The sequence below is a fragment of the Alteromonas sp. CyTr2 genome (genome assembly GCF_947311905.1).
Classification (GTDB): domain Bacteria; phylum Pseudomonadota; class Gammaproteobacteria; order Enterobacterales; family Alteromonadaceae; genus Alteromonas; species Alteromonas macleodii.
Genome location: NZ_CAMZMZ010000030.1, coordinates 1 through 22,362, shown reverse-complemented (window position 1 = coordinate 22,362; position 22,362 = coordinate 1). Strand labels below are relative to the sequence as shown.

The 22,362-nt window shown below is 44.0% G+C and carries 20 protein-coding genes; 6 read left to right on the top strand and 14 right to left on the bottom strand.

Annotation, left to right across the window (positions count from 1 at the left end; translation table 11 throughout):
- Positions 1–172 precede the first annotated feature (172 nt).
- Complete coding sequence (locus QME20_RS14770) at positions 173–898, top strand: DUF1439 domain-containing protein (protein ID WP_187446655.1); 726 nt, start codon at positions 173–175, stop codon at positions 896–898.
- A 28-nt stretch (positions 899–926) separates the two neighbouring features.
- Here QME20_RS14770 and QME20_RS14765 read toward each other — a convergent pair whose 3' ends face one another.
- Genes QME20_RS14765 through QME20_RS14755 form a run of 3 tightly spaced genes read right to left on the bottom strand, consistent with a single transcriptional unit; the run spans position 927 to position 4,307 of the window.
- Positions 927–2,366, bottom strand: coding sequence for a wax ester/triacylglycerol synthase domain-containing protein (locus tag QME20_RS14765; RefSeq protein WP_049587742.1), 1,440 nt, complete (start codon positions 2,364–2,366; stop codon positions 927–929).
- Positions 2,367–2,376: 10 nt separating this feature from the next.
- Positions 2,377–3,042, bottom strand: a complete 666-nt coding sequence (locus QME20_RS14760) for a TetR/AcrR family transcriptional regulator (RefSeq protein WP_014976915.1) — start codon at positions 3,040–3,042, stop codon at positions 2,377–2,379.
- Between the two features lie 56 nt (positions 3,043–3,098).
- Positions 3,099–4,307, bottom strand: coding sequence for a DUF445 family protein (locus QME20_RS14755; protein WP_014976916.1), 1,209 nt, complete (start codon positions 4,305–4,307; stop codon positions 3,099–3,101).
- Between the two features lie 414 nt (positions 4,308–4,721).
- Between QME20_RS14755 and QME20_RS14750 the strand changes: the two genes are divergently transcribed.
- Both QME20_RS14750 and QME20_RS14745 read left to right on the top strand, forming a co-directional pair.
- A complete protein-coding gene (locus QME20_RS14750; protein WP_187446654.1) occupies positions 4,722–6,182 on the top strand; it encodes a DUF3336 domain-containing protein in 1,461 nt (486 codons plus the stop codon).
- A 78-nt stretch (positions 6,183–6,260) separates the two neighbouring features.
- Positions 6,261–7,694 (top strand): hypothetical protein, encoded by a 1,434-nt coding sequence (locus QME20_RS14745; RefSeq protein WP_049587740.1) that lies wholly within the window; start codon positions 6,261–6,263, stop codon positions 7,692–7,694.
- A 228-nt stretch (positions 7,695–7,922) separates the two neighbouring features.
- Here the strand turns inward: QME20_RS14745 and QME20_RS14740 are convergent, their stop codons facing one another.
- From QME20_RS14740 to fadR, 4 genes are all read right to left on the bottom strand, one after another.
- Positions 7,923–8,672: a hypothetical protein gene (locus QME20_RS14740; RefSeq protein WP_281716163.1), complete on the bottom strand. Its 750-nt coding sequence runs from the start codon at positions 8,670–8,672 to the stop codon at positions 7,923–7,925.
- A gap of 183 nt (positions 8,673–8,855) precedes the next feature.
- Positions 8,856–9,215 carry a phasin family protein gene (locus QME20_RS14735; protein WP_014949994.1) on the bottom strand — a complete coding sequence of 120 codons (360 nt, stop codon included), beginning with the start codon at positions 9,213–9,215 and terminating at the stop codon, positions 8,856–8,858.
- Positions 9,216–9,390: 175 nt separating this feature from the next.
- The gene (locus tag QME20_RS14730; RefSeq protein ID WP_281716162.1) at positions 9,391–11,568 is read right to left on the bottom strand and encodes a S9 family peptidase; all 2,178 of its coding nucleotides are present in this window, start codon (positions 11,566–11,568) and stop codon (positions 9,391–9,393) included.
- 353 nt (positions 11,569–11,921) lie between these two features.
- Entirely contained in the window at positions 11,922–12,632 is a 711-nt protein-coding gene (fadR, locus tag QME20_RS14725) for a fatty acid metabolism transcriptional regulator FadR (protein WP_014949996.1), read from the bottom strand.
- Positions 12,633–13,062: 430 nt separating this feature from the next.
- Between fadR and nhaB the strand changes: the two genes are divergently transcribed.
- Genes nhaB through QME20_RS14710 form a run of 3 tightly spaced genes read left to right on the top strand, consistent with a single transcriptional unit; the run spans position 13,063 to position 15,719 of the window.
- A complete protein-coding gene (gene nhaB / locus QME20_RS14720; protein ID WP_014949997.1) occupies positions 13,063–14,637 on the top strand; it encodes a sodium/proton antiporter NhaB in 1,575 nt (524 codons plus the stop codon).
- Between the two features lie 3 nt (positions 14,638–14,640).
- Positions 14,641–15,168 carry a disulfide bond formation protein DsbB gene (gene dsbB, locus QME20_RS14715; protein WP_014976923.1) on the top strand — a complete coding sequence of 176 codons (528 nt, stop codon included), beginning with the start codon at positions 14,641–14,643 and terminating at the stop codon, positions 15,166–15,168.
- Positions 15,165–15,719: a GNAT family N-acetyltransferase gene (locus QME20_RS14710; protein WP_075177519.1), complete on the top strand. Its 555-nt coding sequence runs from the start codon at positions 15,165–15,167 to the stop codon at positions 15,717–15,719. The genes dsbB and QME20_RS14710 overlap by 4 nt, the downstream gene beginning before the upstream one ends.
- 15 nt (positions 15,720–15,734) lie before the next feature.
- Here QME20_RS14710 and QME20_RS14705 read toward each other — a convergent pair whose 3' ends face one another.
- From QME20_RS14705 to QME20_RS14675, 7 genes are all read right to left on the bottom strand, one after another.
- The gene (locus QME20_RS14705) at positions 15,735–16,229 is read right to left on the bottom strand and encodes a YcgN family cysteine cluster protein (protein ID WP_014950000.1); all 495 of its coding nucleotides are present in this window, start codon (positions 16,227–16,229) and stop codon (positions 15,735–15,737) included.
- Complete coding sequence (locus QME20_RS14700; RefSeq protein ID WP_281716161.1) at positions 16,226–16,894, bottom strand: fumarylacetoacetate hydrolase family protein; 669 nt, start codon at positions 16,892–16,894, stop codon at positions 16,226–16,228. The genes QME20_RS14705 and QME20_RS14700 overlap by 4 nt, the downstream gene beginning before the upstream one ends.
- Positions 16,894–17,976 (bottom strand): lytic murein transglycosylase, encoded by a 1,083-nt coding sequence (locus tag QME20_RS14695; protein ID WP_281716160.1) that lies wholly within the window; start codon positions 17,974–17,976, stop codon positions 16,894–16,896. Before QME20_RS14695 ends, QME20_RS14700 begins: the two co-directional genes overlap by 1 nt.
- Before the next feature lie 6 nt (positions 17,977–17,982).
- A complete protein-coding gene (locus QME20_RS14690; protein ID WP_239301781.1) occupies positions 17,983–18,279 on the bottom strand; it encodes a YcgL domain-containing protein in 297 nt (98 codons plus the stop codon).
- 120 nt (positions 18,280–18,399) lie between these two features.
- On the bottom strand, positions 18,400–19,557 hold the full coding sequence (rnd, locus tag QME20_RS14685; RefSeq protein ID WP_014950004.1) for a ribonuclease D: 1,158 nt from the start codon (positions 19,555–19,557) through the stop codon (positions 18,400–18,402).
- A 62-nt stretch (positions 19,558–19,619) separates the two neighbouring features.
- Positions 19,620–21,272, bottom strand: a complete 1,653-nt coding sequence (fadD, locus tag QME20_RS14680; RefSeq protein ID WP_281716159.1) for a long-chain-fatty-acid--CoA ligase FadD — start codon at positions 21,270–21,272, stop codon at positions 19,620–19,622.
- Between the two features lie 121 nt (positions 21,273–21,393).
- A complete protein-coding gene (locus QME20_RS14675; RefSeq protein WP_281716158.1) occupies positions 21,394–22,233 on the bottom strand; it encodes an alpha/beta hydrolase in 840 nt (279 codons plus the stop codon).
- Positions 22,234–22,362 lie beyond the last annotated feature (129 nt).

The following is a 22,362-nucleotide window of genomic DNA, read 5'->3' as shown; positions in this document are numbered from 1 at the left end:
ACGTTGTGGTACGACCAGATTACCAAACAACACTTCGCCAAGAAAAGACTTAAATTGTAAGATTTAAAAAATCTAATAATCCTGATAACTTAAGTGCTATATCGAAGTAGCCCCTACTCTGAAAAAACTAACAACAAGCCACCGCCTAGTAGATTTAGGCTAAGAATGAACGTTGACCAAAAACCTATCGTTTAAAGACAAATGTAAAGTCTACCTTGCACAATGGCTTGTGAAATGGGGCAAGCTGAAGCACGACGACTTCACGAAATCAGAGCTTCATGACCTCGTAAAAGGCAGCTTTCCTTACTCATTCACTTTCGATATCCCCATGGGAACTGGCACGGTTACCGTGCTTGAAGGAAACATCACGCTAGATAGTGAAAGCAACCGTATTGGTCTGCAGTGCCTCGCTGCGCTTAATATTGTGGTTGCCACCACGACTATTTATCGCGCTCATGTTGTATTTACCGTGTCAGCTTCACCCTATTACGACAAAAATATGAGTACACTCTATTTGACAGGCGTCGCCACTGACAGCGTCACCTTAGTTAACGATGATTACGCGTTGATTAAAGACACGCAATTTCTGATGTCGCGACTCTTCCCCAAAAGCGTTAATTCTTTGCTTGGTGGCTCTTTAAAATCAGCGTTATCACTGTTTAGCGCCGGCACATCCGATATAGCTGCAGACTATCTAAAGGTCTATTTATCTGGCTCGAAACAAGCCGTGTTGGACTACCACATCCCTCTCATTAACAACGCCATTAAAAAGCAAATTAAGCAGGAAGACTTAAGCCATACCATGCGTAACGACCATTGGCGCGAGGTTCTGTTCTCAAAAGCTGGCCAAAACGTGCGTGTAGAAGACGACGTACTGCGCTTTTACCTCATTGAATGACAACGCTTACTGTTTGAAGCAATGCACGCTAGTGATCTGACACAATAGAAACAGGGACGGTATCCACCTGTTCGCCAATATCGTCGATGTTTAGCCTGGGATCGTCCACACTTGCTTCAAGCATATCGAACGCCTCTTTGACGTAGCGCGCTAACGGCTGTAGCGATTCAATATTTTTATTGCAGCACACTAATCCCACATTTGCCGTGCCTGCATATGTCATAAGCGTAATATTTACCCCGCCACCAGGCGTCATGGTAGAAATGGGGTAACAAGCCAGAAGCTCTGCATCTTTTAGATACCGCGTATCTTTTGGCCCAGGTACATTGGAGATTAAGATGTTGGCAATGGGTTTGACTACGCTAGATAGCCTTAACCACTCAAAGACCAGTGCAAGCGATTGAATAACAATAGTATAGCCGCTAAATGCTGCGGGCCGCGCGTGCTGCGCTGCATGTTTTACAATGCGGTGATTCACTACAATTTGGCGCAAACGTAAATAAGGATCGGTTTCGCCGTGAGCAAGCTGTACCGGCACAATAGCTATCTTATTGCCCGTGGTTTTCTCGCCGGGTTTACGCAAGTTAATTGGCATATTGGTGAACAAGGCTTTTTTAAATACTTGCCCGTGGTCTTGCAGCAGTTTATGTACGCCAATATCGAAGGCACAAAGCAACACCTCGTTTGCCGTAGAGCGCGTTCGCCTTGCCAGGGCTTTTACACGCTTAAAGTCTAAGTCCATGGTAGCCACAGCCCTTCCCGCTTTCACTTGTCCAGTCAGCACTGTTTTCGTACCAGTGAAAGGAATAGGCATATAATGTGGGTTCACTCGCAGCACTTTCATGAATATACGAATAAAGATAATTAGCAAATCAAGCGCGGTTTTAAGCGCGTAACCCACTCCCACTAAGCGCTTGTAAAAGCTCACAGGCTCTCTGCGCTTATGGCGCAGTCGTTTTACTGCCCATACTGGTGTGAACTTAGTCTCGTGAGAGTTTGATACATATCCCGCTTGGAACCAGCGCACTAAGGTTGCCCCATCGCCATACATATGATGAACCCGCGCATAAATAGCAAACGTCTCGCTGTTGTCATCAAAGATGAAATGGTATTGCCAAAGGGGCTTGTCGGGATCTAACCGCGAAGCATGTAATCTTGCTACAAACGCATCGAGTGCTTCGCGGTTTGTAACATCAGCCACACGATGAATTTGAACGTGATAATCCATGTTGAGCTTTTTTACCGGCGCAAATCCCACCGGGTACCCCAATACCGTTTTTACCGCACAGTTGAAGGGAGAAGTAGCACGGGCATAGCTTCTTATTTCCTGGAATAATTGAGGGACATATTCGGTACTTTTTGCCCCTTTAGGTATGGCAAGTAGCTGCAAGCAAGCTACGTGTTTTGGGTTCTCGTCTGACTCGGTTATCCAAAATGACTTATCTAAGAAACTGAGCGTTTTTGCCATTACTATTCCTTTACGCGAAGTCGAGGGGTGACGGGGTTGAGGCATCTCTCATAAAGTCATGAGAGTCGAGCATCTGTTCTAACTGCTGTTTTTGTTCATCGGACAGTGCCAACCTTGGCAATACGCTTACCATCATTAGCGACAAAGCATGATAGCGCTGCATCGTACTATCCATATGGCTGTTTAATTCATCAAATTGACAAGACTGTGTGATGATTAAGGACATTAAATCCACCATAAGTGCCCTGTCGGCCTTTGAGGCAATAAGAATGTCTCGTTTCGATAGTGACTCAAAAAGAAACGCTAATTGTTTATTCAAGCTAGACAATATGTGCTGTCTAGGGCGCACGATACTGGGATATTTCTCTGCTAAGTCAGCCGGGCTACGGTAGAAAAAGCGAAATACATGGATACTGTCTATAAGCAAATACAGGTAATACATAATTTCTTCAGGATGAAGTGTATCGAGCTTTTCTCGGCTTAGTATCTTCTGCATCTGCTGTTCATGCATTTTCATCAACGCGTTAACCAGGCTGTCCTTGCCTTTAAAGTGGTAGTAGAGATTCCCCGGACTAATATCCAGCTCAATGGCGATATCAACACTGGTAACAGTGTTTTCGCCGTGCTCGTTAAATAAGGTTAGCGCGGTGAGTAGTATTTTCTGCGCGGTTTTCATAATTTAATTCAATCCTTTGCCAACCCAGTGCGTTAATTTTTTATTCGTGAAACACGCTACATAAACACCAGATAGAGTTGAGCAATACCAGCTACCATACCTAGAATAGCGCCGGTTACGATGAGCTTCCACTCATCCTGTTGATAAGCTGGGCGCAAAACGCCTTCAAATTCTTCAACACTTAACGCCTGCATGCGCTCACTTAAATCGTGCCCAATCTGCATAGCATTATTAGCGTAATCAAACGCATAAAGCAGATACTTATCAGAATTATCAAATATCTGACGCACCGCTAGTGCCTTCATTTTATGGTAATTTTCTGACCCCACACCCAACGCAAAATACGGTTGCGCTATAGCAACATAGCGTTCAATAGCGTCGTTGACATGAAGCTCAATGAGTTCTAAAAGCTGGGCTGAGCCTGAACCATGCAAGATTACATGGGTGATGTTTTTAGGCGTTATAAGCTTTTCTTCAATAATGTTTGAATAGACTTCGGACACTTCTTTTTGGCGCTTTAAAAACATACCTTGAATAGTAATCGGCCCCAGTTTTCTTGGGCGTTTGGGTTCGAATATGATTTTGATAGCAATCCAATTAGTGGCATAACCCACGAGCAGCCCACCTAACGGCAGAATCCACCATGCTTGGTAGAAATACCAAAGTAGCATGGTAGGCAAACCAAACAAAAAGCCAAAATAGAAGCCAGAACGCACAATAAACGGAAACTCTTTGCTGCCTGCCGTTAAGAAAATTTCATTAACGAGCTCGGGCGCATTCACCAGCTGCTCTACCACCAGCTCTTTAATATCTAAAATTTCTGAGACATTGTGCTGAAAGTCGTCCACCATTTTATGAACCACATTAGGAATGTCGTTTTCGATGCGTTGATAGACTAAATTTTTGCCCTGTACAGGCAACGCAGCCCAAAGTTGAGGCGCAGATTCTGCCATTACATCGTTAACGACTTTGCGAATAACTTGACTTAAACGCCGCTCAATTGCTTTAGTGAGCTCGTCTGCATCTAAACGCTGCGCTAACTCTTCAACACTAAGCAGTTTGCCTAGCACTAGCTCAACCTCAATCTCGGCCATTTGGCGGCGCTTCGCAGGAATGAGTCCCTGCCACCCTAAGAAAGGCTTAATACCAACAAACTCAATGGGGTAAAACATCATTTTTACCGCCAGATAGTTGGTTAGCCATCCAACAATAGCGCTAATTAAAGGAATTGATAGCAGACTTAGCGTTTCAAAGTTCCATTCCATACTACGAACATGTGGTCCAATTTGTTATTTTCTCTCTCAGGCTACTGAGTGCTTATGAAATGGTCAATGTAAAAAGTGAAATTACTGCTAATTGTTGATTGAAAACAGCTAAATGAAAGTCTAAAAGTTAGAACGTTTGACCTTATGTGATTCACCTAATGTGCATCAGTTTTCTCAACAACAAACGATTAGGTAGTGAATTCTAAATTTACGCCATACACTCAAAATAGTGTATGAACCGCTGTTCTCATGCCCGTGCTTTGAGTCTTCGTTATATGGACATTTAAAGACCTGTAATTTTTGAGAACTGCGTTCTAAGTGAAAACTATCGTTTTGCTGGTGTTTTTCGGGTCAGTGTACTTTTTCAAATGAGTAGAAGGCACAGCCCTCATCAATCAAAAATAGGTACTCGTCATGGCAGTATTCGACTTGCGGTTAAAAAAGCTTGAACATGAAATCGAGCATGCAGGCAATTATGATGAATATGAGGCCGCGTGCTTAGCGCACGATGCATTGTCTGGTGCAGAGGAATGGAAAGCCGAAGACGCTAGCGATGATTACGACTACAAACTAATTCGCAAACGAGTTCAGCGCCTACAGCTTGCCAGAAGCAAAGGCGATTTACATGCGCTTATGTCGATTCTGCACGAGGGGCTACACGGCAATTTAGGCAATATTGCCAACCCCGTATTACTTACCCAGTGTAAAATAGGCACTAAATATCTTATTGAACAGTTTATTGACGAAGTGATATTGGCGCTAGAGCAAATTTATCACGCCGATGAGCAAGATGTAGACTTTTACGAAAAACTGTCATTTTTTGAAGAGACTGCACACGCCTTCGGGCGCAGCTGCCTTATGCTTTCAGGTGGCGCAGGCTTAGGCTTTTTCCATGCTGGCGTGGTTAAGTCATTAAACGAAAAGAATTTGTTACCTACCGTAGTGTCTGGCTCTAGCGCTGGTTCTATCATCGCAGCCATGTTGGGTACACGAACTCACGACCAATTATTAGAAGCACTCAGCGCCGACTTTATTTATGAGACTTTTAAACACTGGCGAAGCTTTGCCGGTCTTGGAAAGAAAGGGCTATTTGATAGCTCAGTACTTGAAAATGCACTGATTGAACTTTTCGACCTTACCACTTTTGAGGAAGCCTTTAAGAAAACAGGTCGACACATTACTGTGACGGTATCCCCTGCCGACCTCCATCAACATTCGCGCTTGTTAAATGCTAAAACCTCACCGAATGCAATTATTACTCAAGCGGTACGTGCATCCTGTGCAGTTCCCATCATTTTTAGCCCTGTACAGTTAAGAGCGAAAACGCCTTCGGGCGATATTGTGCCTTATATTCCCAACCGTCGTTTTGCCGATGGCTCATTAATGGCCGACCTTCCCTTCGAGCGCTTAGCGAGGCTATATGGCGTAAATCACAGTATCGTGAGCCAAACAAACCCGTTGGCAGTGCCATTCATTTCCGCAAACCGCATTGACCCCAACTCGCTGTGGGATATGTCTGCGCGCCATCTTGGCCAACTAGCGAAAACTAACAGTATTTTCGCCATTGATATCATTGAAAGATTAACCGGTAATAAAAGTGCCAAATTGGCTATTCATAAAGTTCGTTCTATCATTGATCAGCAATACGTAGGTAACATCAATATTTTACCCAAGCGCCAAATTAGAAATTTATCGCAGGTGTTGTCTAATCCAACGCGCGAAAGCATCAATCAGTTGATCGTCAGTGGCGAACGGGCATCATGGCCGCAACTTCATGTTATTAAAAGAAATACCAAAATTAGCGAAAATTTACGGTATCATCTAGGCCAATTGAAAAAACGTGAGGCAGTAGAGCTTGGGCACGAAGTAAGATAGCGTGTGCGTCGCTTGACCTGTCTTGAATTGCCAATAGCAAAGTAATGGCAATTCGCAGCATCTTTTGAAAGGAAAACGGTGAGCGCACAAAGCCAAAACCCCGACAGCATTTACACGCAGCAAGTAAAACAACTAATCAATATGATTTATCCTCAAGAAACGGGCTACGGTTCGGTGTTCGAGGATGCGAGTCACTATTTTTCGCTTACCCCCTCTCTTGAGCAGCACATTGAAGACTTGAAAGCTCAGCTTAAGAAAATTGAGGGAAATAAAAACAAAGAGGTGCTTGCAGAGCAACTGACCAAGCAAATAACAAACAGCACTGAAAAGCTTGAAGAAGAGCGTCTGGCAAGGATAGAGCGGCTTGACGCTGTAAGCACCAAAATTATTGAGCTTTGTGAGGGCGATAACTGGCAAGAAACACAACAGCTCAGCGCTAAGTTGCTTGGTACACTTATGCTGCTCACACGAGGACCAGAGGGCAACTTTGCGCGTGTGCACATGCGCTTCAAACCGCTCTACAAAGCGGTGCTTACACTGCGCTTAGTCGATAGACTGTTAGAGCACGACACGATTGCTCACAAATATCTCTCGAAGTATCGCGAAGCTGCATCCCGGTTTCGTGGGAACCGCTATTGGCGCGATAAATGGAAAACTGAGCTTGGGCGACCGCTAATAACCGCAGCGTTACTTCAAGATATTGGCCTGCAAAGCCCTGCCGCACTCACCATCTTGAAAGGGGAAAATGGCGATCTAGACGAATTTCGTTTGCTGGAAGAGTCGCAGCGAAAGGATCTTCTGAAGCTAAACTATCACTTCACTTTAAAGTACTTGTCTGAGGGGTTAGGCCTACCTAAGTATGTAGGAAACAACAAAGAAGAAAGGGATCGCTTTGTTCAAACTCACAAAGAAGCCAATGAATTTTTGCAGCAGCTGGTAAAAGATGCATTTGTGTCGAAAACGGGGCTGGGAGAGATTGTAAAGATCCCTCAAATTTATGTTTCGATTGTGCTTTCAACTAAGTCTGACTACTCACGTATGAGCTTGCCTAAAGGCTACATGCTCATTGAACAATTAGCGAAAAAAGGCGGCTTAAATAAGCAGTTAGCGCAGGACTTTGTTGAGCTTGTGGGGTATTTCCCACAAGGGTTCGGCATTACCTACATACCGATGAATGAGAAAGGTCATGAAAAGGACCAGTACGAATGTGCAATAGTGATTGGCCTCAACCCTGCAAATCCAGCTGAGCCTTTATGTAAAGTGGTAACAAGAAATCAGAAGTACATTACCAGCGGTACGCAAGAAATCATTCCCAAAGGAAGAAACCTTTATTTCCCAGCTAACCGCAAGAAACTCATGCGCGTAGGGAAAGACAGGTTAAGTGAAATTATGAGTCAATTGTCGAGCAACTTCACTCCAGACGCACTTGACGATTTAGTACCGAGTTTCTGGGAACCCTATGACTTCTTCGGTTTTAAAAAGCATCAGAATTTGTGGGCGAAAAATAAATAGTGGGCTTAGTTACGTGAAGTTTGTGATGGAAAAATTGAAGTTTCACTTCAATAAAAGCTCATAGTACAACTTCTACAAAACACCTCTCAAGAAAATGTAAAACTAAACTTAGCTATAGCTATCACTATGTCTATCTAAAGCGTTTCTGGACGAAGCTGCGCCAATTAACCACATATGTAGTTAATTGGCGCTCATGCCGAAAGCGAGGTTTATCTTTAGGAAGTGCTTTTATTCGTCGTTCTTGGTTGTATCAGTCGCGCTCTTAGTCGACGTTGCTTCTGCACTAGCCGCTTTCTTTTGTGCCGCACTCTTAGTAGTTGTCAATTTGGCCGCAGTACGCTTATTAGTTGTTCCCGCAGAAGCTTTTTTAGTCGTACTTGATGATGCAGATGCCGATTTGGTTGTACTGGCTTTGCGAGCACGAGAAGTTGAAGAAGCGGTCGAAGACGACTTTGTCGATGTACTCCTCGTTGCTTGCGTAGACTTTGGTGAGGTATTCTTGGGCGCTGCAGTCTTGCTAACGGCGCTTTTCGCCTCTGCTTTTTTAGCCGCCTCTTTCGCAGCTAAAAGGGCTACCTGCTCTACAAGCAAATCAACTTTTGCGCTTAATAGTTCAAGCTGCTGCTCTTTTTGCTGGCGCTTCTGGCCGCCTGAGAATGCAGAAAAAAGCGGCGTTGACGCCACTAATTTCTGAGCAGCATCAACCAAGGCAAAGGGATTAAGTGTTCGTCTTAACTCGCTTTCAACCTCAAGCCCTTTCGCCTGCATCGAATTTATGGTTTCTTGCGTGTCATCAATTTTCTGACTAACAACGCCTACAGCGTGGTCTAATTTCGCCGATAACAAATCTGAGCCAGCGTAAAGCCAACCAAATAGAGGGGACGATTTAAGAGGTGAAGTAGCAGTACCGTTAAGTACTGATGAATCTTGATCGACTGTCGACACAGATTCTGTAGATGAAATTTTTTTGTTGCTCATAACGCCTCCAATACGGAGATTTACTAAGCATGACAGCATAAAACGGTTTCTACAGTCATTGAACTTTGTAAAAATGCTTCGCTGTCACTCAATTGCAGCTTTTAACACGCACTTTCAGCACTGAAAAGCTTATGAAAACTGCATGGAGGGCACCACAAAATGGTGCCCGGAAGGAAAACCGTTTTACTTGCTGGCAGCTAGCTTTGCAACCGCTTCAGTCAAGGCATCGATTTTTGCTGAAAGCTCTTCGATGCGCTGATCAGCTGGCTCTGAATCAAGGCCAAGCTTCTTGCGCACGTCTGCAACGCGATTTTCAACATCGTTAGTCGTAGATTTGAACTTACTCTTTGCGTCTTCTTCTAGCGTTTCGCCCTTTGTCACTAGCTCGTCAAACATTTTGTTCGCTTCTTCGCTTAGCTTCTCGTAACGCCCCTGCGCTTCTTCAACGCTCTTACCATAAGCGCCTAGGCCTGCTAACCAAATTTTACGTGCCATTTCTTCGGCTTCGTTGATTTTACCTTTAATTGTGTCAGTAGTCGTCATGTTCAGCTCCTATGAATGCTAAATGAGAGTGTATTTCAACACCATGGCTTTACTTTACGATTAACAATTAGAATCCGCATACTAAAAACACAAAAAAATAAAAATGCCCGAAAAAGCGCTAACTTGCTCGGGCGAAATACCAGAGGAGACTGGTTTTAAAAAGGTAGTTGTAAAGTTAGAGTGGAACACCTGCAAGATGCAATACAAACGCATATTCAAGCGCGGTAGACTCGAATCGTTTGAAACGTCCTGAAGCTCCACCGTGACCCGCTTCCATGTCGGTTTTGAATAGCAGTAAATTATCGTCTGTTTTGTATTCTCTTAGCTTCGCCACCCACTTCATTGGCTCAAAGTACTGCACTTGTGAGTCGTGTAGTCCGGTTGTGACCAACATATGTGGATAGTCTTTTGCTTCAATCTGATCGTAAGGCGAGTAGGAAAGCATATAGTCAAACTCAGCTTTGTTGGCTGGGTTACCCCACTCGGTATATTCGCCGGTAGTCAGCGGAATAGACGCATCGCTCATCGTGGTCACTACATCAACAAATGGAACGTGCGCGCTCACACCTTGATAGAGTTCAGGTGCCAAATTTACGATTGCGCCCATTAATAAGCCACCCGCGCTGCCGCCCATAGCAAAGACGCGGTCTTTGTCTGCGTATTGCTTTGCCATAAGTCCTTTTGAAACGTCAATAAAGTCAGTAAAGGTATTTATTTTCTGATGCATTTTGCCGTCTTCATACCACTCGCGCCCCAACATTTGACCTCCGCGAATGTGTGCGATCGCGACAACAAAACCTCTGTCTATCAAAGACAACCAGCTGCTTCTAAACGTTGGGTCTACAGTCGAACCGTATGAGCCATAGGCGTATTGATATAATGGATTGGTACCGTCTTTCTTAAACTTATCTTTGCGATAAACTATCGAAACGGGAACCGACGTACCGTCTCTCGCTTCAATCATCACGCGCTCAGAGGCATAGAGAGAGGAGTCAAAAGTGTCAGATACACGGGTTTGTTTCATCACCTCGCTTTCAAGGGTATCTAAGTTGATATCAATGATAGAACCAGGCGTGGTCAACGAGCTGTAATAAATTCTAAGCTTATTGGTATCCATTTCAGGGTTTGCATTAAAATACGCACCGTAAATTGGATCTTGAGTTGGAATAACTTTCTCTTCGTTTGTCGTCAGATTGTGAACGACCAAGCGCAGCATCCCGTTTTCTTTTTCTTTAACCACTAAGTGGTTGTTCATTACTTCAATACTTTGAAGGAAAACGTCTGGACGATGTGCAATCACTTCTTGCCATTTCGACACATCGTTAGTGGCGTCTGATGGTGCTTTCATCACTCTAAAATTCTTCGCACCAATATTAGTCAACACAAAATAACCGTCACTCGCTTTTGCTACACTGTATTCTTGTCCGTCTTCAATTGGCAAGAATACTTTTGTTTGAGACGTTGGGTTATTCGCATCAATCAAAGTCACACCTGTTTTTTCGGTGTTGTCATGGTGAATGTATATGACACTATCGTCTTTACTTTTACTGATATAGGTATAAAAGGTAGGGTCGCTCTCTTCATAAACTAAAACATCTTCGCTTTGAGACGTGCCCAATTTATGGCGATAGACTTGGTATCCCAAAAGAGTCTGCGGGTCTTTCTTCACGTAAAAGAGGTGGGTATTGTCGTTCGCCCAAACTACACTTCCAGATGTACCTTCTAATACGTCATCAAGCTTTTCTTCACTCTCTAGGCTTTTGACATACACAGTGTAGATGCGTCGGCTAAGCGTATCTTCAGAATACGCAAGCAACTTGTTGTTGCTGCTCACCGCATAACTGCCAATACTGAAATAATCATGCCCTTCAGACATTCGGTTTGCATCAAGCAATACTTGCGGTTCAGCGTCAAGTGAAGGTTTTCTTAAATAAATAGGATACTCGTTTTCACCTGAGTAGCTGGTGTAGTACCAGTAACCATTGTCGAGAACGGGAACGGTTGAGTCGTCCTTCTCAATCCGAGACACGAGCTCCTCATAAAGCGCTTCTCGGTTTTTCTTAAGAGGAGCCAAAACAGTCTCAACATAGCTGTTTTCTTGTTCTAAATGGGACAATATCTCTTCGTCGGTGCGGGAGTCATCACGCATCCAATAGTAATTGTCATTACGGGTGACACCATGCGCGGTCATTTCATGCGGCACTTTTTTCGCCACAGGCGCACTTACTTGAGTATTTAGCATAACGGATGGCGCTGCACTTTCAGCTACTTGTTGAGGATTTTCAGTTTTATTTTCGACGCCACAGCCTGCTACCAAGCCACCTGCGGCAAGTGCTATCCATAGATATTTCATTATTATTCCTGTTGTGCACTTTTATTGGCGCTTTGTTTACCGCCAAGCGATTGAAGACAATCGACTTTTGATCATTGAAGATTTAAGAAAGCAGCTAAACTAAGCGAAGTTTATAAGTAAAGTGAGTATATATAAATACGATTTAGGGTCTAGCGTTACTTAACGCGAATGAGACTAAGTAAGGGTTAAAATGTTACAAGATATGTGAAACTGTGTTTCATCGCTGTAAATTCACCAACGAGCGTTAGTAGAAAGCGATAAAAAACGCCGCATATTCAGAAATAATGCGGCGCTTTTGTTGTTTATTGTAAAAGTCGTCGTATGGAAACCAACAGCCCTTGGCAGCCTAGTGTTTAGTCGACCAAATCCTTAGGCATGTCATCACGAATAGCAAGCCACACCTTTCCACTTTCTATACCGTACTTTCTAACTACTACAGGGACACGGTCGTATTCGCCTTTCTCAGCAACATCAAGCAAGTCTGCGTAATACTTGTTTGCCACGTCGCGTGCTTGTTGGTGCGAGAAGAAATAGCCACCAATACGCGAGTACAAACCACGGAAACCGTTCATCATCAAAACAAATACGTTATTGTTAGACGCTAACGCCAAGTCATGTGACATTTGATAGTCGAACTGGGCAAAAGCTAAACCTTCTTGCTCCACATTTTTATAACGGGCAATAATTTCAGCAGACTCTTGAGGGTTGTTTCGAATTGCGCCTCGAATGAAAACCGCACTTAAATTAGTGCGCGCTGCTAATAAATTATCAACCAGTTCAGGGATCCCTTCTTGGTCTAAACGAGCGAGAGTTTCTAAAATGTTTAACCCACACGTTTCCCAGAAATTGTTAACCTTGGTCGGCTTACCGTGTTGAATTGTTAACCAACCATCACGAGCTAGACGCTGAAGTACTTCACGCAGTGTAGTACGCGTTACACCAATTAACTCAGAAAGCTCTCTTTCTGCAGGCAAAATGGTGCCAGGTGGAAATCTTCCACTCCAAATAGATTCAACAATATATTCTTCGGCGAATCCAGCTGGACTCTGTGCCTTATAAATCATAACTAATCGCCTGCACGTTATTGTTATTTTGCAACTGATTGTACCAGATGCTGTTTTATTATCACAATGAATTATGCCTCGTCCACTAAAGCTTTTAACAACTTGTTAAAATTAAAGTGTTATTTCAAACACCATTAAACACTGCTTGTACATTTTATGTTCGAAATATTACGTATTTTCAAATTCAATGATAACTATCATAAAAAAAGTGATAAATATTCAGTGACTTTCACATGGTGGGGTCTGTGAATTGCTTTCTCAAGACGTTAATATCATGTACGCTTAATTTCCGACTATAATGACAGCAGCAAAACCGCGGTAAGGCGAAATAAATCGCATAGCGCCAGCAGTTTATGTATGCAATAACCGGAACTACACAGTATAAAGATGCGCAAAAACGCGTGCTTTGTTGTAAAAGGAACAGGAACTCATGCAAACCTCAATGATCGCGGCGATCTATAAGAATTTCCTGGGACATGCGCCCGACTGGTATAAAAAAACCATTATTGCCTTTCTCATTGTTAATCCCTTTATCTTTATGGTGGACCCATATGTAGCGGGCTGGACGCTTGTAATCCAATTCATCTTTACCTTAGCGATGGCATTGAAATGTTACCCGCTTCAACCAGGCGGCCTGCTTCTCATCGAAGCGATGTTTATAGGCATGACATCGCCTGGCCATATGATGCATGAGATTGAAGTTAACTTAGAAGTGTTATTGCTATTGGTATTCATGGTAGCGGGCATTTACTTCATGAAAGACCTGCTTATGTACTTGTTCACCAAATTGGTGATTAAGGTTCGCAACAAGCTAATTTTATCCCTATCGTTTATTTTTGCATCTGCATTTCTATCGGCGTTTCTCGATGCATTAACGGTTGTTGCAGTAATAATCAGTGTAGGTCTGGGCTTTTACTCTATCTATCACAAAGTAGCGTCGGGCAAGGAGTTTCATTCTGATCACGACCACACAAGCGACGACGAGCTGGGAAGCCACGACTTAGAAGACTTCAGAGCTTTCCTACGCAACCTTATGATGCACTCAGCGGTAGGTACTGCCCTTGGTGGTGTTATGACCATGGTAGGTGAACCACAAAACCTGATTATTGCAGACAAGGCCGGCTGGGACTTCGTTGAATTTTTCATCCGTATGGCACCTGTTACTATCCCAGTATTCGTATTTGGACTACTTACCACCGTAATTCTGGAAAAAACCGGTATGTTTTCATACGGCGCAAAATTACCTGCAGCGGTAAGACAGATCTTGGTCGACTATAACGACCATATGGACAAGGGCCGCAGTAAGCGTGAAACCGCTAAGCTGGTAGTACAAGCACTAATAGGTGTTTGGTTAATCATTGGTCTTGCAACGCACATGGCGTCAGTGGGTCTTATTGGTCTGTCAGTTATTGTACTTGCTACTTCTATGAGCGGTGTTATCGAAGAACACGCACTTGGAAAAGCGTTCGAGGAAGCACTGCCATTTACCGCATTACTTTGCGTATTCTTTGGTGTAGTAGCCGTTATCATTGACCAAGGCCTTTTCCAGCCGGTAATCCATTGGGTACTGTCGTTTGAAGGCGAAACGCAAATGGTTATGTTCTATCTTGCTAACGGTGTGCTTTCGATGGTGAGTGACAACGTGTTTGTGGGCTCTGTTTATATCACTGAAGTAACAGCTGCTCTACAGGCCGGTCAAATCACACGTGACCAGTACGATATGCTTGCTGTAGCAATCAATACGGGAACCAACTTACCCAGTGTGGCAACACCAAACGGTCAAGCTGCTTTCCTATTCTTGCTGACCTCAGCCATCGCGCCACTGCTTCGTTTGTCGTACGGCCGTATGGTTATGATGGCATTGCCATATACCATCGTGCTGACCATCGTTGGTTTGTTAGCAACTTACATTGGACTTGCTGATGCTACTCAGGTGCTTTACGACATGCACCTCATTGAACACCACACCGCTGCTGAAGCGGGTGCTCAAGCGGTAGGTCACTAGTCTATGCGCGGAATCATTCACAGCATTAGCCAATGGGCAGAGCACAAGTCTTCATGGCTTGTGCTTTTCGCCACGTCATTGGCATTAGAAATTGCTGCGCTTTACTTTCAGTATGGCATGGGTTTAAAGCCGTGCATTATGTGCATTTATCAACGAACCGCCATGTACGGTATTGTGTTGTCAGCACTTATTGTCGTTATTAAAAACAATGGCTTTACACGCATGCTTGGTTTCGCTGGTTGGGCTGTATCTGCAGGATGGGGCTTCTTAATTGCCAAAGAACACGTTGGCATTCTCAATGCTGCGAACCCATTTTTTGCCAGCTGCGAAATTGTGCCAAACTTCCCTTCGTGGTTACAACTTCACGAGTGGCTACCCGCTGTATTTGCTGCTGAAGGTGACTGTTTAGAAGATTCATGGCAGTTTTTGTCTATGGGGATGGCTGAGTGGATGCAGATTATTTTTGCTGCCTACTTTGCTGTATTCGCTATTGTGTTTGCATGTCGATTATTGGATAAGAAACCCTTTTGATCGACTTATCCATTCTACCGTCACGCCTACCTCCAATACATACGGAGCAAGGCCCCATTTCCATTCAGCGCATTGCGGAGAAACACTGCTATGCGCTTTGTGAGGCTGGGCAACAGTCTATCCATCACGTAAAACCTTGGTTTGGTTCAGCGGTTTGCCCTGTTACGCCTGCACTCTCCAAGCAGTGCATCGCCAACATGGAAAAAGCACGAGATACAGGCTATGGACTTACCTACTTGCTAATGCACGACGAAAAGTGCTTAGGTATGGGCATTATCAATCATATTCACCACACGCACCTTACCGCTAATCTTGGCTACTGGCTCAGACCAGATGCGTGCGGAAAAGGTTTAGCTACCGCGATTTGTGAAGCCTTGAAGAAGCTTGCGTTCTCTCAAATGAATTTGCATAGATTGGAATGCTTTATAGAGCCTAACAACAAGGCAAGTATACGTGTAGCAGAGCGAATTGGTGGTACAAAAGAAGGGCTTTGTCGCAAACGCGTATTCGGGCGCGATGCGTTGCTTTATGCGATTGTTAATGGCAATTAACGCGCGTTCTGCGCGTTAATCTAAGTCTTCTAAAGGCCAAATGGCTATATAGTCTTCAAAGTTATTTAAATCCACATCGGTTTCAAAAACAGTCTTGTTGCGTACCGACATGCCCTTTGCGTGCATCACGTGTTTCTTCCCCTTGTTTAACAATGGGTGCCACGACGGTATGCCCCTTCCCTCATAAAGGCGACGATAGGTGCAGCTATTTGGCATAAAAAAGATATCCTTCAGATTCTCTTTTGTCAGCTTCACGCAATCAGGCACCAGCTCTGTGCGCCTTTCATATTGGGTACATTCACATTTTTTTGTGTTCAAATACGTACACACAATATTGGTATAGTGAATCTTCTCATTATCGTTAATGTGGTCGGTCACTTCGTATTCTTCTACCGCGTCATCATCGATAAATTTTTGCAGACAACATTTACCACATCCATCACAAAGTGATTCCCATTCCTTTTGGGTCATCTCCTCTAAAGATTTGGTTTCCCAAAACGCTGCCGTCATTCTGCTATTACCTCAGTTTCCACGGTTAAATGATTGTCTAGCGTTGCAACAATCGTATCTTGCGAACAAAGCTTACCTACCCCTTTGGGCGTGCCTGTAAGAATCACGTCACCACTGTCTAACGTAAATATAGATGACATATGGGCGATAAGTGGGATGATTTTGTGCAGCATCAGCTCGGTATGTCCCTGCTGTCTAACCACCCCGTTTATGGTTAAGGTAAAACGCAGGTCTTCCAAGTTTTCTATTTCACTTAACGGCACAAAGCCTGACAGCGGAGCACTGTTGTCAAAAGACTTCGCTCTTTCCCAAGGCTGGCCTTGCTTCTTAAGCTCGGCTTGAACCTCGCGAAGGGTTAAATCGAGACCAAGTCCAATACCCCATATCGCGGCTTTTACGTCATCTACACTTGCATTCTTCAATGATGATTTTAGCAGCACAGCGACTTCAAGCTCGTTGTGACACTCGCCTTTGTCGGTAGGAATGGCAATAGGCTTCTGCATATAACATAAGGCAGACTTTGGCTTCATAAACAGCAAGGGTGCTTCAGATACGGTAGAATTCATTTCTTGAATGTGGTCGAGGTAATTTCTACCTATACACACTACTTTACTAACGGGTAGTGATATTTCATTGCCTTGAGAATCGATGTGACGATAAGCCATTAGTAACCTCGTTTTATCCGCTCTGATAAATACCCAACCGAAACGCCAAAGTATGACGAGCGGTTCCACTTCATCAGTGTGTGAAAATTGTTATACACCAAGTAAATTCGACCTTGCTCACCATCTGGCATAATAAGCGATGCACTGATTTCTGCATTGGGGAGTTCATTTCCGTTGTAGCGCTTGACGCCATTCTGCTGCCAAAAGGCCAACGGCTTCATGTTAGATTTCGCTAACCCTGAAAAAGGTACTGGTTTGGTTAGTATTACTTGGCGTCCCCACGTCCCTTCACTATCCCAACCTTCAGATGATAGATAGTTGGCGATTGACGCAAATACGTCTGCCTTGGTCCCCCAAATATCCTTTCTGCCGTCGCCGTCGTAGTCCACTGCGTAATTTAGAAAGGATATGGGCATAAACTGTGTTTGTCCCATCGCACCGGCCCAAGAGCCTTTAAGCGCCTCTACAGAGATATGCCCTTCATCTAGAATCTGAAGTGCCGCAAAAAAATTGTCTTTAAACAGCTTTTCTCTTCGCCCTTCATACGCCAAAGATGCCAGTGCAGACAGCACACTAAAGTTGCCCTGAATTTTACCAAAGTTAGACTCATTACCCCACAGCGCAACAATAAAGCGGGCCTGAACCCCATATTTTTGAGCAATTTCGTCAAGCAGTACTTTGTGTTCATTGTACTGCTCAACCGCCTGCTTCACTTTCCAGTCGGGTACTCGCGTTGCTAGATAATCATCTAACGTAATTTTTTTCTCTGGCTGGCTTTTGTCAGACTTGACGACCGTGGGCCTGAAAGTAATGTCAGCAAACGCCAAGTCTAACTTAGTCTTATCTATGCCCTTTTCGGCCGCTTCTTTTTTCAGTTGAGCAACATAGCTTTTGAAGCCCGTCTCGCTAAGCTCACTGTCATTACTTGGTTGATTTTCGGCATGAACTGTCAGTGAAAAGCTTAAGGTTATACTCGATAAAACTAGGGCAATATTGCGCGGTTGAGGAAATAAGCTACGGTTTTTACGCTTAGCTATAAAGATAATTCGGTTAACTAAGCGGTTTAGAGTCTTTAATAACATGGAAATTTAAAACTTCTTATCGGGCGTTTTTGACAGCCCAAGAGATTCACGGTGTTGCTCTAGCAAGTTATCTTCTTTTGGCGGCATTTGAAGGTAAAAGCCTTTTTCATTAAGCTCGTCGATAAGCTTTTGCTTGTCAACCATGCCAAGTTTCTCGCGCTTTTCTAGGGCGATGATAGTCACTAGCTCTGGACGACCAAACTTTGCCATAAGCGGCTCTGGCACGTCTTCAAAATGGTCTTTCTTTGGCACGTACAAATACATGCCGTCTTTCTTTCGCGTTTTATAAACTGCGCATAACATAGAATTTTTGCTCTTTCTTAATTCGTTTGTTTAGTTCTTTTGGGGTCACTATGCAGATTTAATTGGCCAGAGAACATACACCTCTCGCCAATACTGCTCACCCATATTGCTTTTAAAGCACTATTGGGCCGGAGCGTCGCCAAGTAAACGGGTTACGTGTGAGCGAAACAATGGCTCTCTCCACGTCGACAGTACATCGGGCATTAGTCCCTGCACGCGGGTTTCATCAACCGAAAACCAGTACCATTTTAACAGTTGATTCAGCTGTTTTTTAGAGGCAATAACGTCACTATTTACTGCATTGTCTTTCGCTATCTGGTCGCTGATAACTTTAAGCTCGGCCAGCGTTTTTTTGTACTTGGCGATATCAATTAACCGCAGCACAACCGGAAGCCTGAGCTTTTCTGGTGTTTGCGCGTACTTTGCTCTCGCCTCTTCAATTAGCGTGATGATGGTGTCGCCGTAGCGGCGTACCGATTGATGATTCACGCCGTTAATACGCGAAAGGCCAGATTTACTATCGATAAGACGCTGCGCCGCTTCAAACAAATGCCCTTCTTTGAACACAAAGTTTAGGGCCAGATCTTTTTTTCGTGCGGTATTCAAGCGCCATGCCGCTAGTGCCTGTAATACGGTGAGCTGCTCGCTGTTCAATCGCCAGTTATTCTTAATGCTTAAGTACGCAAAATCTTCAGGCATTTGAGCGCGCTTCTTATCAACTAGCAAAGCGATCTCTTGGTAAATCCAGTGCACTTTCCCCGCCTCTTGTACTTTACTGGCTAACTGTTGGTAGCAAGGCAGTAAATACAGCACATCATTCGCTGCGTAGCTAAGCTGCGCTTCACGTAGAGGTCTGGCTAACCAATCGGTTCGCGACTCCCCTTTGTCCAAACTGATATCACACAGCAACTCTACAAGCTTTGCATAGCCAAGTGACGGTCCCATGTCCAAAATACTTCCCGCAAGCTGCGTGTCGAACACAGGCGTTGGTACGGTATCAAAAGCGGTAAGGAACGCCTCAATGTCTTCAGAACACGAGTGCAGTACTTTTACGACTTCGGTATTCTCCATGAGATCGATAAATGGCTGCATATTGTCTATGGCGAGCGGATCAATGAGTACCAGCTGATGGCCATCATAGAGCTGGATAAGGCCTAAATGAGGAGTGAGGGTTTTCGTTCTTACGAATTCGGTGTCTAAGGCTACCGCCTCTTGACGCTGTGCGGCAGTGCACACTTTTTCGAGTTGTTCAGATGTTGTAATTAATTGATATTGCATATTTTTGCACAGTAATAAAAAAGCCGGCTTACGCCGGCTTTCACAAAACTATTTCAACGAAATTAGTCTCGAAGCTCCCGACGCAGTATTTTACCTACATTGGTTTTTGGTAAGTCGTCTTTGAAAACAACTTGCTTAGGCACTTTGTAACCCGTTAAGTGATTACGGCAATGCGCGATAACGTCTTTTTCAGTAAGTGAGTCGCTGTTTCGAACTACGAATAATTTCACAACTTCACCACTGACTTCATGAGGAACCCCAACCGCAGCTGCTTCAACAATGTTCTCATGCATTGCAGCCACCTCTTCAATCTCGTTAGGAAACACGTTAAAGCCTGAAACTAGGATCATATCCTTTTTACGGTCAACAATATAGAAGTAACCTTCATCATCTACCGTTGCGATGTCACCTGTGGCTAACCAACCGTCTTTTAGAATTTCTTCTGTCGCTTCTGGTCGGTTCAAATATCCTTTCATTACCTGAGGGCCTTTCACCCACATTTCACCAGGCTCACCTTTTTCAACAGGATTACCGTCGTCATCAAGAAGCTTAATGTCTGTAGAAGGAACAGGCATACCGATTGCGCCTTTATAAGCTTCAATCTGTGGTGGGTTAACCGCTACCACAGGCGAACACTCTGTTAGCCCGTATCCTTCAAGAAGCACTGTACCAGTGACCTTTTCCCACTTTTCTGCAACAGGGCGCTGAACAGCCATACCGCCGCCTAAACCAAACTTAAACTTGCTGAAATCAAGTTCGCTGAATCCAGGCGTATTTAACAGGCCATTAAACAAGGTATTTACACCAGGTAAAATGGTGAACGGATATTTGCTAAGTTCGTTTACAAAAGCCGGCATGTCACGCGGGTTGGTGATAAGCAAGTTACGGCACCCGTATTTAACGAACATCAAGCAGTTCGCCAGTAGCGCAAAGATATGGTAGAGCGGAAGCGCGGTAACAACAAAGTCTTCGCCTTCTTCAATCACTGTTTCTAAAATTCCCGAGACCTGCTCAAGATTAGCCACCATATTGCGATGAGTAAGCATGGCACCTTTAGAAACTCCAGTCGTGCCACCTGTGTATTGAAGAAACGCTAAATCGCCGCTATCGATATCTGGGCGTTTATATTCAAGAGATTGCCCTTTTTTAACCGCCGACATAAACGATGTCGTTTCAGGAAGATTAAACGAAGGCACCATCTTTTTAACGTACTTCACTACTGCGTTCACGATCCAGCGCTTAGGTGCCGGAAGCATATCGCCTAAAGCGGTCAGAAAGACTTCTTGTAGATTTGTATCTGCGATGACTTCTTCTAGAGTACACGCGAAGTTTTCAACAATAACGATGGCTTTCGCATTAGCATCATTTAGTTGGTGCTTTAACTCACGAGCTGTATAGAGAGGATTTACATTAACCACAACCATCCCTGCGCGCAGAATACCAAACATGGCAACAGGGTATTGAAGAAGGTTGGGCATCATGATTGCCACAGCATCACCGCGTTTTAGTCCGCTTGCTTGCAAATAAGCAGCAAACTGAGCTGATAAAGTATCTAACTCTTCAAACGTGATTGAATGCCCCATATTAATGAAGACTTCTTTGTTTTTAAACTTCTTTACCGACTGCTCGAAAATGTCTACTACAGATGCGTAACGATCGGCATCAATTTCTGCGGAAACGCGAGGGTCGTAATGCTTAAGCCAGGTTTTTTCCACCAAAACCTCCTCTACTTTATTCTTATACTATTTTATAAGTGCATGGGGAGCTGCACTTATATAACTGGTCTGATAACTTGCGAATAGTATAGGATGTGTAAAAAAAAATAAACGGCACAATTTACAATTGCTCAACAAAATGACGAATTAATACCCCTACATCGTCAGTATTTTCCATGTGAATATGGTGACCGCCTACTAATTGTTCGTATTGCGCATTTAAAAACCACTCCTTGCGATTGGGGAAAACAGTCTCAAGGTTTTTAAAGCTGTTAGATGCACCAATAAAAAGAATTGGGCATACAATAGCACGCATTAGCGATTCTGCCTGTTTTTCTGTGAGTCTTAATGTAGATTTTGTACGAAGCTTCGGGTCGCTCGACCAGAAACAATGTCCCCCCGCATCTTGGGTCAAATTTCTCGATAAAATAGAACGCGCGTGTTCGGCAGGAATATCGGATACCTTGCACCTGGCTTTCACTGCGTCGTCTAAATCAACGATTCGCAGTTTATTTCGCGACTTCGCGTGACGACTCATTATTGCGTCACGCATTTGTGCTGCGGTTGTTTCTTCAGTTTCGGTAAGCGGCCCACAAGCATCAATACTTATTACAGCAGTGACTTTTTCCGGAAAAAGTGCAGCGAAAAGGCTCGCTAGTATTCCGCCGAGAGAATGTCCTAATAAAATGACTTCTTCCCACTCTTGAGATTCTATTAGCGCATAAAGGTCTTGCAGGTAATCAGCTTGATTGTAATGTGCGCCTAGTGCACGGTGACCAGAACGACCATGACCAGCTAAGTCTAGCGCAATAAAGCGGTGAGTTTGTAGGTAGGGTGCTAACAGCCGTAAGCTCTCTGCGTTATCCAAGTAGCCGTGTAAACCAAGTACGACTTTGCCGGCACCTTGATTATCTAACGCAGCTAAATGTAATGCCCCAATGTTAAATTCTGTTTCAATCATCTTTCATCCTTTGCGGCAATAAATCGCCGCGCGCTTTCCATGACCGTCCTAATGTGTCGTCCTAATATAGGTTGACAGTTATTAGGCCAGCTCTCGAAGCTGGCCTTTTCTATTATGCACTGCGTTAGG